At 73.6% G+C, this 13239-nt stretch carries 8 protein-coding genes; 7 read left to right on the forward strand and 1 reads right to left on the reverse strand.

Annotated features, from left to right (window positions below; genetic code table 11):
• Positions 1-66: 66 nt before the first annotated feature.
• The 4 genes from OHB01_RS16335 (at position 67) to OHB01_RS16350 (ending at position 5020) form a co-directional block, all read left to right on the forward strand.
• On the forward strand, positions 67-840 hold the full coding sequence (locus tag OHB01_RS16335; protein WP_328855597.1) for a helix-turn-helix domain-containing protein: 774 nt from the start codon (positions 67-69) through the stop codon (positions 838-840).
• A 48-nt stretch (positions 841-888) separates the two neighbouring features.
• Positions 889-1806 carry an SAM-dependent methyltransferase gene (locus OHB01_RS16340; protein ID WP_328855598.1) on the forward strand — a complete coding sequence of 306 codons (918 nt, stop codon included), beginning with the start codon at positions 889-891 and terminating at the stop codon, positions 1804-1806.
• Between the two features lie 326 nt (positions 1807-2132).
• Positions 2133-3680 (forward strand): glutamine-hydrolyzing GMP synthase, encoded by a 1548-nt coding sequence (guaA, locus tag OHB01_RS16345; RefSeq protein WP_142646672.1) that lies wholly within the window; start codon positions 2133-2135, stop codon positions 3678-3680.
• A 119-nt stretch (positions 3681-3799) separates the two neighbouring features.
• Positions 3800-5020, forward strand: coding sequence for an acyltransferase family protein (locus OHB01_RS16350; RefSeq protein ID WP_261985831.1), 1221 nt, complete (start codon positions 3800-3802; stop codon positions 5018-5020).
• On the opposite strand, the gene OHB01_RS16355 is transcribed toward OHB01_RS16350, so the two are convergent.
• Positions 4959-5699 (reverse strand): polysaccharide deacetylase family protein, encoded by a 741-nt coding sequence (locus OHB01_RS16355; RefSeq protein WP_187280666.1) that lies wholly within the window; start codon positions 5697-5699, stop codon positions 4959-4961. The genes OHB01_RS16350 and OHB01_RS16355 overlap by 62 nt on opposite strands.
• 218 nt (positions 5700-5917) lie before the next feature.
• On the opposite strand from OHB01_RS16355, the gene OHB01_RS16360 reads away from it, so the two are divergent.
• The 3 genes from OHB01_RS16360 to OHB01_RS16370 are packed head-to-tail and all read left to right on the forward strand — an operon-like array spanning position 5918 to position 13204.
• Entirely contained in the window at positions 5918-8089 is a 2172-nt protein-coding gene (locus OHB01_RS16360) for a glycosyl transferase family 2 (RefSeq protein WP_328855599.1), read from the forward strand.
• Positions 8086-9687 carry a glycosyltransferase gene (locus OHB01_RS16365; protein ID WP_168065747.1) on the forward strand — a complete coding sequence of 534 codons (1602 nt, stop codon included), beginning with the start codon at positions 8086-8088 and terminating at the stop codon, positions 9685-9687. Before OHB01_RS16360 ends, OHB01_RS16365 begins: the two co-directional genes overlap by 4 nt.
• Positions 9688-9727: 40 nt before the next feature.
• On the forward strand, positions 9728-13204 hold the full coding sequence (locus OHB01_RS16370; RefSeq protein ID WP_328855600.1) for a bifunctional glycosyltransferase/CDP-glycerol:glycerophosphate glycerophosphotransferase: 3477 nt from the start codon (positions 9728-9730) through the stop codon (positions 13202-13204).
• Positions 13205-13239: the final 35 nt, after the last annotated feature.

Genomic DNA, 13239 nt, shown 5'->3' on the forward strand with positions numbered 1-13239 from the left:
AACAGCAACTCGGTTAAAAATGCAACCGGGTTAAGTTTTGCCGGGAGGGCTGCTAGCCTGTGCGGCATGGTCGAGGGGCTGCGGACGCGGAAGAAGGAACGGACCCGCCGGGCCATCTCCGAGGTCGCGATCGCGATGTTCCTGGAGCACGGCTTCGACCAGGTGGGGGTGGCCGAGATCGCGGCCGCGGCGGAGGTCTCCAAGCCCACGCTGTTCCGCTATTTCCCCACCAAGGAGGATCTGGTCCTGGAGCGGATCGCCGACCACAGGGGAGAGGCGGCGGCGGTGGTGCGCGCCCGCCCGGCCGGGCGGACCCCGCTCGACGCGCTGCACGACGCCTTCATGGCCGGGCTCGACGCCCGCGAGCCGACCACCGGCCTGTGCGACCATCCGGCGGTGATGGCCTACCACCGCCTCGTCTTCGACACCCCCAGCCTGGCGTCCCGCGTGGCCGATTACGCCGCGGCGGACACGGAGGCACTGGCCGAGGCGATGAGCGAGGCACTCGGCGAGACGACGAGCGGGGCGGCGCGCGAGACGGCGGGCGAGGTGTTCGGCGGGGCGGCGGGTGAGGTGCTGGATGGGGCTTTGAGCCAGGCGGCGGGCGAGACGGCGCACGAGGTGGCGCCCCGCGATTCCGGCTCGCCGCGTCCCGTGCCGCTCCTGACCTCGCGCCTGGTGGCCGCGCAGTACGTCGCCGTCCGGCAGATCCTCGCCAGGGACAACTACGCGGCGCTGGCGTCCGGCCGTACGGCCGACGAGCGGTACGGCGAGGCCGTCACCGCGGCGAGCACCGCCTTCGAACTGCTGCGGCACGGCGCGCGGGCCCACGGCCTGTGACCCGTCTCACCCATCGCCAAGATCGCTGAGGCGGTCTACGCTCGACGCGTGCAGACCGAGGGGCCGAGCAGGACCGCGCTCCACACGGCGGCGGCGCGCGCCGCCCACCTGATCGTCGACGGGGAGCCGGTGGTCTTCCGCGACCCGTTCGCGTACCCCCTGCTCGGGGAGTGCGCCGAGCACTACGTGCGCCTGCACCGTGAGGCGGCGGACCACCCCGTCGTCGCCGCGCTCCGCGCGGCCGTCGTCACCCGGAGCCGCTACACCGAGGACCGCCTGGCCGCCGCCGTACGGCGGGGCGTTCGCCAGTACGTGATCCTCGGCGCGGGGCTGGACACCTACGCCTGCAGATCGGCCGCGAGCGGCCAGAGCGGTTCAGTGGAGGTCTTCGAGGTCGATCACCCGGACACCCAGCGCTGGAAGCGGGAGGCGCTGGCGCGTGCGGGCATTCCGGAGCCGCCCCTCCTGACGTACGTCCCCGCGGACATGGAAGCCGGGGAGTCCCTGGCCGACCGGCTCGTCGCGCACGGGTTCGACCTCGCTCGCCCGGCGTTCGCGAGCTGGCTCGGCGTGACCGTCTATCTCACCCGCGAGGCCGTCGCGCGCACGCTGGCCGGGCTCGGCCGTCTCGCCCCCGGCAGCGAGATCGTCATGGACCACCTGCTGCCCGAGGACCTGCGTGGTCCGCGCGCCCGGGCGTACGCCGAGACCCTGATGCCGCTGGTGGCGCAGGGCGGGGAGCCCTGGCTGACGTTCCTGAGTCCCCGGGAGGCGGCCGATCTGCTGGAGGAGCACGGCTTCGAGGTGGTCGAGCAGGTGGTCGAGCAGGTGGCGGGGCAGGTGGCGGGGCAGGTGGCGGGGCAGGTGGCGGGGCGCGACGCCGCCGATGCCGCTTTTCGGGAGCGGGCGGATGCCCTGGCCGGCAGCGGGATCTCGGTGATCACCCACGCCCGCCGAAAAGCCTGACAGGATCGCATCGCACGGTTCACCCAGCCCGCCGCGTTCAGCCGCCGAGGGGCCTGACGGGATTGGTTAGCGGTGCACGGCTCACGAGGCCGCCGCACGCAGCCTCCGAAAGGCCCGGCGGGGTCGCGCCGGTTCGCGAGGCCGCCGCACGCAGCGGCCGAAGGCCCGGCGGGGTCGCGCCGGAGGGCCCGGCGGGGCGGGCCCTGGGCGGCTGCGTCGCAGGCCAGGGGCCGGGCGCCAGGGAGGGCGGCAGGTCCGGGCGGGCAGCGTCACCGCGCCGATAGACTGGCGTCACCGCCTCGCTGCCTTCATGGGGGTCCTTTCCAGTGTCTGAGTTCGACACGGTTCTCGTCGTGGACTTCGGCGCGCAATACGCGCAGCTGATCGCACGACGGGTGCGTGAGTGTCACGTCTACTCCGAGATCGTTCCGTCGTCGATGCCGGTGTCGGAGATGCTGGCCAGGAAGCCCAAGGCGATCATCCTGTCCGGCGGCCCCTCCTCGGTGTACGCCGAGGGCGCCCCGCCGGTCCCCGAGGGCCTGTTCGAGACCGGGGTGCCGACCTTCGGCATCTGCTACGGCTTCCAGGCCATGGCCCGGGCGCTCGGGGGCGAGGTCGCCAGGACCGACTCCGCCGAGTTCGGTGGCACCGAGCTCAAGGTCCTCCAGGAGGGCCTGCTGTTCGCCGGCCTGCCCGCCGCGCAGACCGTCTGGATGTCGCACGGCGACTCCGTGGTCGGCGCCCCCGCCGGGTTCGCCGTCACCGCCGCCACCGACGCGACCCCGGTCGCCGCGATGGAGGACCCCTCGCGCGGCCTGTACGGCGTGCAGTTCCACCCCGAGGTGCTCCACTCCGAGCACGGGCAGCAGGTGCTCAAGCACTTCCTTGAGGCGGCCGGCTGCCGTCCCTCGTGGACCATGCTCAACATCGTCGAGGACGCCGTCGAGGCCGTGCGCGCCCAGGTGGGCGACGGCCGGGCGATCTGCGCCCTGTCGGGCGGCGTCGACTCCGCCGTCGCCGCCGCGATCGTGCAGCGGGCCATCGGCGATCGGCTGACCTGCGTCTTCGTCGACCACGGGCTGCTGCGCAAGGGCGAGGCCGAGCAGGTCGAGCGCGACTTCGTCGAGGTGACCGGCGTCAAGCTGCGCGTCGTGGACGCCTCCGAGCGCTTCCTCAAGGCGCTGTCGGGCGTCACCGACCCAGAGGAGAAGCGGAAGATCATCGGCAGGGAGTTCATCCGCGTCTTCGAGGACGAGCAGCGCGCGATCCTCGCCGACGGCCCGGTGGACTTCCTCGTGCAGGGCACGCTCTACCCGGACGTGGTCGAGTCGGGCGGCGGCACCGGCACCGCGAACATCAAGTCGCACCACAACGTGGGCGGGCTGCCCGAGGACCTCAAGTTCGAACTGGTCGAGCCGCTGCGCACGCTGTTCAAGGACGAGGTGCGGCGGGCCGGCGAGGAGCTGGGCCTGCCCCCGGCGATGGTCTGGCGCCAGCCGTTCCCCGGGCCCGGCCTCGGCATCCGGATCATCGGCGAGGTCACCCGCGAGCGTCTAGACCTGCTGCGCGAGGCCGACGCCATCGCCCGCGAGGAGCTGACCCGCGCCGGTCTCGACCGCGACATCTGGCAGTGCCCGGTCGTGCTGCTCGCCGACGTCCGCTCGGTGGGCGTGCAGGGCGACGGCCGCACCTACGGTCACCCGGTCGTCCTGCGGCCGGTGACCTCCGAGGACGCGATGACCGCCGACTGGGCGCGGGTGCCGTACGACGTGCTGTCGCGCATCTCCACCCGGATCACCAACGAGGTCCGCGAGGTCAACCGGGTCGTGCTCGACGTGACGAGCAAGCCGCCGGGCACCATCGAGTGGGAGTGACCCGGAAGTCACCGACCCCGACTCACCGACCCCGACTCACCGACCGCGGACCACTGAGCAGGGATCGTTGAGCCGGGATCAACCGGATTGATCCCGGCCAGGCTGGATAGGGTAACGCGGTGATTGCCGCTCAGCCCGTCACCGCTCGCCCCGGCGCGAAGGCCTCCAGGCTCGCCTGGCTCGACGCCCTGCGGGGGATCGGCGCGATGGCCGTGGTCGCCGAACACGCGCTGCCCTGGTTCATGCCGTCGTTGCGCCCCTACTGGTTCAACCTCGGCATGTACGGCGTGCTGGTCTTCTTCCTGGTCAGCGGATACATCATCCCCGCGTCCCTGGAGAAGCGGGGTGATGTCGGGGCGTTCTGGGTCAGCCGGGTGTTCCGGCTGTATCCGCTCTATCTGCTGGTGATCGCCCTCGTGCTCGTCATGGCGTTCTGGGTCCCGGTGCGTCAGGTGGTGCCCCGGCATCCGTCGGCCGTGGCCGCGCACGTGAGCATGCTGCTCGACGTCGTCCACACCGGCGCCCTCGCCGACCCGATGTGGACGCTGTCGTACGAGATGGTGTTCTACCTGCTGGTGACCGCGCTGTTCGTGGGCGGGGTGCATCGGCGCAGCGGGACGCTGGCGATCGTCTTCGGCGCCGTGGCGGTCGCCGCCGGGCTGGTGCTGTCGGCGCCGCTGCTGCCGGGGCCCTGGCCCGCCATCGCCACCTGCGTGCTGTTCCTCGCGGGGCTGGCCTGCCTGATCACCGGCCGGTTCCGCACGGTCGCGGCGTACGCGCTGGGCCTGATGGCGCTCGTGCTGCTCGTCTTCGGCAGCTTCGTGCCGTGGTTCGGCGCGGCCATCCTCGCGGTGATGTTCACGGGGACGGCCCTGTATCGCTGGGAGAAGGGCACGGCCGGGCTCGGCCCGGTCGTGGTCGCGGCGACCCTGGTGGCCGCCGCGCCCGTGTGGGCGATCCAGGCGGGCTGGTGGTGGGTGCAGCCCGATGTGTGGATCACCACGATGGTCCTCGCCGGAGGGACGTTCGCGCTGGGCATGATGCTGCGCGGGCGGCGCGTTCCCGGTGCGCTGACCTGGCTCGGCCTGATCAGCTACTCGGTCTATCTGGTGCACCACCCGCTGCTCAAGTATCTGAACGCGCTCGCGGGCGACCTGCGGTCGCTCACGCCGATCGCCCAGGCGGCCGTCGCGCTCGGCTATCTCGTCGCGCTGCTCACGCTGAGCTGGCTCACCTATCGCTTCGTGGAGGCGCCGGCCCAGGCACTGGGCCGCCGGATCAGTGGACGTCTGTCGTCTCCACGCCCGACGACTGCTCGGGATATACCTGTCCCGGGGTGAGCTTCTGGCCTTCGAGCAGGGTGGACACCGTGACGAAGCTGTAGCCCTCCGCGGTCAGCAGTTCGAGCACTTCGGGCATCGACTGCACGGTCTGCTTGACCGTCTCGTGCATCAGCACGACCTCGCCCTCTCCGGCCACGTCCAGGGCCCGGTTCGTGAGGAAGTCCACGTGCCGGTAGTCCTTGATGTAGTCCTTCGTGGCGGTCGTGCCGGGCACCTGGATGAGCCCGAGCTTGGCGGTGACCTGCTCCACGCCGCCGTTGCGCAGCCCGCCGGGCGCGCGGAAGAGCTTCGGCGCCTTGCCCGTCGTCTTCTTGATCAGCCGCTGGGTGTCGCCGATCTTCTTGTTGATGTCGGCGTACTTGAGCGTGGTCAGATAGGTGCCGTCCCACGAGTGGTTGCCGATCTCGTGGCCCGACTTGGCGATCAACTGGGTGAGCTTGGGATGCTTTTTCACCTCCGAGCCGATAAGGAAGAAGGTCGCCTTCGCCTTGTATTCGGAGAGGGTCTTCAGCAGGGTCGTCAGGTAGGGCCCCGGACCGTCGTCAAAGGTCAGGGCGATGCATTTGTGGGTCGCGCAGAACGGCTCATCGGTCGTACGAGCCTGCGCAGGAGTGGCGGTGGCGGCCACGGCGAGAGCGCACGCTACGGCCAGAGGGATCAGACGACGTACAGCCATGGGGTACTCCTCGGGGGATCTATAACGCGGCATCGTAACGCGCTCCGGGTTGCTTCCTCCTCTTCAGTCCGATTTCGTACGGGCCGGAAACCTTCGTCCACCTGGGACGGGAGCGATTAAACCTTCGGCCAAGGAAGGGACTAAGCCTGCCCCCTCACAGGCGGGTTTCGCGATGCTGGGCCGGTCGGAAGAGGAACCGGGCAGTGTGAGGAGGGCGGGTGACACGAACCGCCACCACCCGGTCGGCGTGGGGGACGTGGATCGGGTTCGAGTCCTGTCCCACGCTGCTCGGCCGCCTCGTGGAGGGCTTCGCCGGTCCCTGGATCCCGCTTGAGGACGTCCCCGTCCCTGTCCCCGTCGTGTCCGTCGCGTCCGCCGTTCCGGCGAGCGACGCGGACACGGCACGGGACGGCACACTGGACGCGGCGCCGGACGGGGCACTGGACGCGGCGCCGGACACGACACGGGATGCCGCGCGAGATGCCGCACGGAATGTGACCCGCGACGCGGCGCCGGGCGGAACCGGCGCGATCGGATGCGTCCTGCTCGCCGCGCGCTCCCCGGCCGACCTGCGCAGGGCGGTGCCGCTGCGCGGCCTGCTGCCCACCGCGACCCGGGTGCGGATCGCCGTCGCCGACGTGCCGTCCTGGGCGGCGCAGCCACTGCCGGTCGCCGCGCCGGGCGCCTGCTGGCGGCACCTGACCGAGATGCGGGTGACCCGCCGGGGCCGTGGCTGGCACCTCGACGCCGCCTTCAGCGAGCCGGTGCCGGCCGGTGACGTCGTGGCCCACGTCGCGAACGGCCTGTTCGGCGGATGCGCGGCGACCACTCCCGTGGCGGGGCTGGAGGGCGGCGTCACGGCCGACTGGCGGCCCGGCGATCCCAACGTCACGCTGTCGCCGCCCGGCGGGCCGGTGCCGGACCGTCGCGACGCCCCCGGCTGCGACCTGCCGCTGCGTCAGGCGAACGGCTCCGTCGTCGCCGGCCCTGCGGTCACGGGCGCTGCGGCTACCAGCCCTGGGGTCACGGGCGCTGCGGTTATGAGCTCTGGGGTCACGAGCTCTGCGGCTACCAGCCCCGGGGTCACGAGCTCTGCGCCTGCCGCGACTGGGCTTACCGGATCCGTGCTCGCCGGGTCCGTGCTCGCCGGGTCCGTGCCCGCCGGGTCCGGGAGCACCGGTTCGGTGGCCGACGGCCTGCTGCCGCCGCTGGACGAGGCCGTGATCAACCCCATCGGATTCCGCCGCAATCCCGCGCAGGGCATCGCGGTGCTCGCGGTACGCCGGGAGGGGTTCGTCGTCGCCCTCGGCACCGACAAGCTCGTACGCCTCCCGGCCAGTGGGCGGGTCACGGACGTGGACATCGCCCGCCTGCGGGACGTACGCGGCGTCGAGGTGCCCGGCCCACAGGCGGCGGAGGGGCGGACCGGCGAGATCGCCCGCGTCGTGGCCGCCCTCTCGGCCGCCGGGATCCCGGTGCTCGCCGCGCCCGATCCCGCCCGCGACCGGGCGCTGGGCACCGCCCTCGCCACCGCGCTCGTGGCCGTGACCGGCGAGGCGCTCGCGTCCGACCTGCGCCGCGAGGAGCTGAGCATCCGGCTGCGCCGGGCCGCGCTGCGCGAGCACGGGGCCGCCGCCCGATGGAGGGGGCTGGCTCTGGCCGCCGGTCTGCCGGTGCCGCCGGACCCGAAGGTCTCGATCCTGCTGTGCACGCGACGTCCGGAGATGGTGCCGTTCGCGGTCGAGCAGATGGAGCGCCAGCGCGGCGTGAGCGCCGAGCTGATCGTGGGGCTGCACGGCTTCACGGCACGGGAGGCGGCGATCCCCCGCACGCGGCTGCCGCTCACCGTGATCGAGGCCCCCGCCACGACGCCGTTCGGGGAGGTGCTGAACCGGATGGCGGCGGTCGCCTCCGGGTCCTGCCTCGCCAAGGTGGACGACGACGACTGGTATGGCCCCGATCACCTCGCCGATCTCCTGCTCGCCCGCCGCTACAGCGGCGCCGACCTCGTCGGCTCGGCCGCGGAGTTCGTCTACCTGGAGCCGCTCGACGTGACGATCAGGCGGTGCATCGGCACCGAGCGGTTCGTGCCGCTGGTGGCCGGGGGCACGATGCTGGTCACCCGGGCGGCGTTCGAGGCGGCCGGCGGCTTCCGGCCCCTGGCGAGGACGGTGGACGGCCAGTTGCTCCAGGCGGTCGAGGCCGTCGGCGGCCGGATCTACCGCACCCACGGCCTCGGTTATGTGCTGCGCCGCCGCAGCGCGTACGGCCACACCTGGCGCCAGCCCGTGCAGTCGTTCCTCGCCTCCTTCCAGGAGCAGTGGCGTGGGCTGGTCTTCAACGAACTGATGGAGGACGGTGCCCGATGGCGGGCGGAGGTGACGAGGTGACGGGGGCTGCGCGCATCCCGCTCAACGACTACGGGGTGCTCGGAGAGCCACCCGCGCTGGGGAGCTGGACTCCCACGCTCACGGTGAGCGTGGTGATCCCCGCCTACCGCGCGGAGCGCACGCTGCCGCTGACGCTGGCCGGTCTGGCCCGGCAGACCTACCCGGCCCACCTCATGGAGGTCGTGGTGGTGGACGACGGCGAGCGGCCCATGGAGCCGACGTCCGAGTCGTCGGCCGGGCCGCTGCCGGAGCGGCTGCGGGTGGTCCGCCCGCGCGGCGGGGCGTGGGGCAGGGCGAGCGCCTGCGCGGCGGGGGCCGAGGCGGCCGAGGGCGAGGTGATCCTCTACCTGGACGCCGACCTCGTGCTGTTCCCCGAGCACGTCGAGGCCCAGATGCGCTGGCACCACCTGGCCGGCTATCTGGTCGTGCTCGGGCACCTGCGGTTCGTGCCCGGCCTCGACGAGGTCCCGGCGAGCGAGGTGCTCGCGGCCATCGAGGCGGGTGCGGTGCCCAAGCTCTTCTCCGAGGAGGACGCCACGCCGCAGTGGACCGAGCGGCGCTGGGACCAGACCGACGACCTGCGGGCGGCCGGGTTCGGCGCGTTCTCCGTCATGGTGGGGGCCACCGCGTCGCTGCCCGCCCGCCTGCTGCGCGCCGCCGGAGGGCTCGACGCCTCGCTCGTCCTCGGCGAGGACACCGAGCTCGGCTATCGGCTGGCCCAGGCGGGGGCCGTGTTCGTGCCCGACCGCGCCAGCCGGTGCTGGCACCTCGGCCGGTCCACCGTGATGCGCCGCGAGCCCGAGGTGAAGCGGCACAACTGGCCTCACCTCGCCGAGCGCGTCCCCACCTTCCGCTGGCTGCGCAGGCATCCCCACCGCACCTACCTCGTGCCGTACGTCGACGTCGTGGTCGAGGTGGGGGACGCGTCGTTCGAGGAGGTCAGGGCGACCGTCGACGCCGTGCTCGCCGGGCGGCTGCCCGACGTGCGGGTGACGGTCGTCGGGCCGTGGGGACGGCTCGGCGGAGGGCGGCGCGACCCGCTCGGCGACCCCTCGCTCGACCTGCGCCTGGTGCTCGCCTGCTATCAGGGCGAGCCGCGCGTGCGGTTCCGCGAGGCCGTGCCGGACGACTGCTTCCCCGTGCCGTTCCGCTTCCACTGCCCGCCCGGCTGGGTGCCGTCGCGCGGCACCATCGGGTCGGTGGTCAAGCACGCCGACCGGCAGCGGCTCGGGATCGTCTCGCTCGCGCTGGACGAGCGCGAGGACGGCCGTGTCGTGCACGCCCGGCTGGAGCGCACCGCCGCGATGAGCCGGGCCCGCCACTGCGCCGGGCCGGGGGACGACCTCGGCGACCTGGTCCACGAGATGTACGGCACGGTGTGGGACGCGGGCGACAAGTGGGGGTTCCTGCCCGCCGGGCTCGCCGCGACCACCGCCTCGCGGGTTCCCGGCACCGCCCCGGTGGACGTCACCGGCGACGCCGGCGCCGTGAGGGCGCCCCGGCGTTCCCGCCCCGGGGGCCGGTCCGGCGCCCGGCCGCTCCGCCGCACCGCCCGGCTGCTCCGCAGGCGCCTGCGCGCGCTCGTGAGCACCGCCTGAGCCGCTGTGTCTCCCGCTTCTCCGACCCTAAGGAGCGCCCGTGCCCCGCCTCAGCGTGATCATCCCGATCTACGACGTGGAACCGTACCTCGCCGGTTGCCTGGCCTCGGTCGCGGCGCAGACCTGGCAGGACATCGAGGTCGTCATGGTCGACGACGGCTCGCCCGACGGCAGCGCCGAGATCGCCGCCGGCTTCGCGGCGCGCGACGACAGGTTCCGGCTGATCCGCCAGGCCAACGCGGGGCTCGGGGCGGCGCGCAACACGGGCGTGCGGCACGCGACCGGGGAGCACCTGATGTTCCTCGACAGCGACGATCTGCTGCCGGCGCACGCCCTCGAATGCCTCCTGGCGTCCCTGGAGCGGACGGGATCGGACCTCGCCACGGGCAACGTGCTGCGCCTCGACGGGCGCGGCCCCCGCCAGTCGGCCCTGCACCGCTCCGTCTTCGCCGACGCCGCCGCGGCCACCCACATCACCCGGACGCACGCGCTGCTGCGCGACCGCCTGGTCACCAACAAGTTGTGGCGCCGCTCGTTCTGGGACGCCCACGGGTTCGCCTTCCCCGAAGGCGTGCTGTACGAGGATATCGCGGTGGCCCTGCGCGCCCACTTCCTGGCACGGGCCGTCGACGTGCTGCCCACGCCCGTCTACCTGTGGCGGCGGCGCGAGGACGGCGGCCGTTCCATCACCCAGGACAAGACGCGGGTGCCGCACCTGGAGGACCGGTTCGCGGCCGTCACCGAGGTCCGCCGCTTCCTGAGCGAGCACAACTTCACCGCGCACATCCACGCCTGGGACCACGCCGTGCTCGACGGCGACCTCACGAACTTCCTCGACGTGCTCGACCAGGCCACCCCGGCGTTCAGGGAGCGCTTCCTCGACCTCGCCTGCCTCTATCTGGAGGACGTGGCACCCCCCGTGCTCGACGGGCTGCCCGCGCTGCGGCGCGTGCAGTGGCACCTGGTGCGCCTGCGCCGCATGGACGACCTGCTGGACGTCCTGGCCTGGGACCGGGAGGTGCCGCCCGACCACAGGCTCGTCCGAAGGATGGGCGGCCACCACCTGAACGTGCCCCTCACCCGCTCCGCCGACCGGGAGATGCCCGCCGCCGTGACCAGGGCCAGGGACGAGCTCGTCCCGCGGCACCGCATCGACGCGGTCCGCTGGGAGGACGGCGCGCTCGTGGTGGAGGGACGCGCGGCCCCGTCCCACCTGCGCCCCACCCGGCGGGTCCACCAGCAGGTCTTCGCCACCCTCGTCCACGAGCGCACCGGGCGGCGCGTCCGGGTGCCCGCCTCGGTCACCAGGGCCCAGGTGTCCACGAAGTCGAAGGCACGCGACTGGGGTGGCTTCCGGCTCGTCATCGACCCCGCGGCGCTGGCCAGGCCGGGCCGGCTCGGACGGTGGCACGTCGAGCTGCGCGTGCTCCACCGGGGCGTCCTGCGACGTGGACGGCTGACCGATCCGGGCGCCGCCGCCTCGACCGTCGAGCAGGCGGGTTATCGCACCGTGGGGTCCGATCACTACGTCGCCCCGCTGCTCGGGGAGACCGGCGTCCTCGTGCTGCGGGCCGAGCGGGAGACCGCCCGGGTCGTCACGCGGGACGTGCGCGACGGCCGCCTGCGCCTGGTGGGCCACGTCGTCAACGACCTCGGCCCGAGCCCGGTGCTCCAGGTCACCCGGCGTCCCGGCGGCGTTCCCCGCACCTATCCCGTGCACGTCGACCGGCGTACGTTCGAGACCGCCGTCGACCTGCGGGACCTGCTGCCCGCGTGCCCGGCCCCGCGGATCGCCGTACCGGACGAGGTCGCCGCGCCCGAGGCGTGGTGGGAGATCGAGGTGCGGGCCGCCGACGGCACCGTGACGCCCGTGACCCTCGCCGAGGACGTGCCCACCGGCCGGTACGGCCTGGCCGGCCGGGAGATCGTCGTGACCCGCGACCGCACCGGCGGCCTGGTCTTGCGGGACCAGCCCGCCGCGGCCTACGCCGACCTCGCCGAATGGCTGCCCGCGCGTTGCGGGGGCGGCGGCGAGCTGCTCATCGAGGGCGGCCTCACCGTGCCCCACGAGATGTCGGCGCTGGTGGTGACCGCCCTCGACCACGGTGCACATTCCACTCCCCGGCGCGGGGAGTGGCTGCTGCCGATCGAGGGAGCGGGCACCCGCTTCCGGGCGCGGCTGACGCCCGAGCAGGTCGCCTCGCCCGCCGGGCGGCTGCCGCTGCCGCGCGGCCGGTATGCCCTGGCGATCCGGGCGCGCACCGCCGGGGGAGAGTGGACGGACCTGCCGCTGGAGTTCGACACCGACCTGCCGGCGGCGCACCAGACGGCCCGCCGTACGTTCGGGGTCGTCACGTCGGGCCCGGGGCGGGCCGTGCTGACCGTGAGCGGCGACCTGACCGCCGACGAGCGTGGCCGGAAGGCCCAGCGGGCGCTGCGCACGAGGACCTATCCCCAGATGCGGGAAAGGCCGCTGCGGGACGCCGTCCTGTTCGACGGCGGCGCGGGCACCCGCTTCGGCGGCAGCCCGAGGGCGGTCTGCGAGGAGCTGCGCCGCCGGGGCGCCGACCTGCCGCTGCTGTGGAACGTGCGGGACGGCCAGGTCGCCCTGCCCGGTGACGTCGAATCGGTGCGCACGCTCGGACGGGAGCACTACGAGGCCCTCGCCCGGTGCCGCTACGTCGTCACCGACGCGCCGCTGCCGCCGTGGTTCGAGCGCAGGCCCGGCCAGGTGGTCGTACAGACCTGGCAGCAGCCCGCGTGCACGCCGAAGGAGCCCTCCGGCCGTTCCGGGGCGGGTCAGTGGACCCATCTCGTCTCCGCGGGGCCGTGGTGGACGCCGCTGCTGCGGCGGACGTTCGACTATGAGGGTGAGGTGCTGGAGACCGGCGTGCCCGGCGACGACCTGCTGACCGGCCCCGGCGCGTGGGAGCGCGCCGCCGACGTGCGCCGCCGCCTCGGCCTGCCGGCGCACGTCCGTGTCCTGCTGTACGTCGCGGGGGAGCACGACACGCTCGACGCCGGGCGTCTTGCGGCCCGGCTCCCGGAGGGCCACGTCCTGCTGGTCCGCCAGTCCCCTTCCGGAAGCACCCGCCCGGCGGCCGTCGGCTTCGCGTCGGCATCCACGGGCCTCGCGAGGCACGGCGGCGCGGTGCCGGGGTGCGGCGGACCGGGAACGGACGGCGCCCGCCTGTGGGACGTCGGCGGCCACCCGGACCCGCACGAGCTGTATCTCGCCGCCGACGTCCTGATCGCCGGGGACGCGGCGGCGGTGGTCGACTTCGCCGTGACCCGACGCCCGGTGCTCCTGCACGCCGGCCGGCCGCGGGACCTGTGGTTCCTCCCCGAGGCGCCGGGGCCGGTGCTGCGGCACGAGGGGGCGGTGCTCGACGCGCTCGCGCACCTGGACGAGGTCACGGACAAACACCGGGACGCGTACACCGCGTTCCTGGCCCGCTATCGCCCGATGGCCGACGGGCAGGCCGCCCGCCGCGTCGTGGACGCGCTGTTCGGCTGAACGCCCCACCGCCTTCGAACCGGAATGCGTCGGCC

Origin of the sequence: Microbispora hainanensis (assembly GCF_036186745.1) — a bacterium.
Classification (GTDB): domain Bacteria; phylum Actinomycetota; class Actinomycetes; order Streptosporangiales; family Streptosporangiaceae; genus Microbispora.

What these genes read in the sequence shown, in the direction of transcription:
- OHB01_RS16335 (WP_328855597.1), top strand. Translation starts at nt 67, where the DNA reads ATGGTCGAGGGGCTGCGGACGCGGAAGAAGGAACGGACCCGCCGGGCC.
- OHB01_RS16355 (WP_187280666.1), bottom strand. Translation starts at nt 5,699, where the DNA reads ATGGCTGTACGTCGTCTGATCCCTCTGGCCGTAGCGTGCGCTCTCGCC.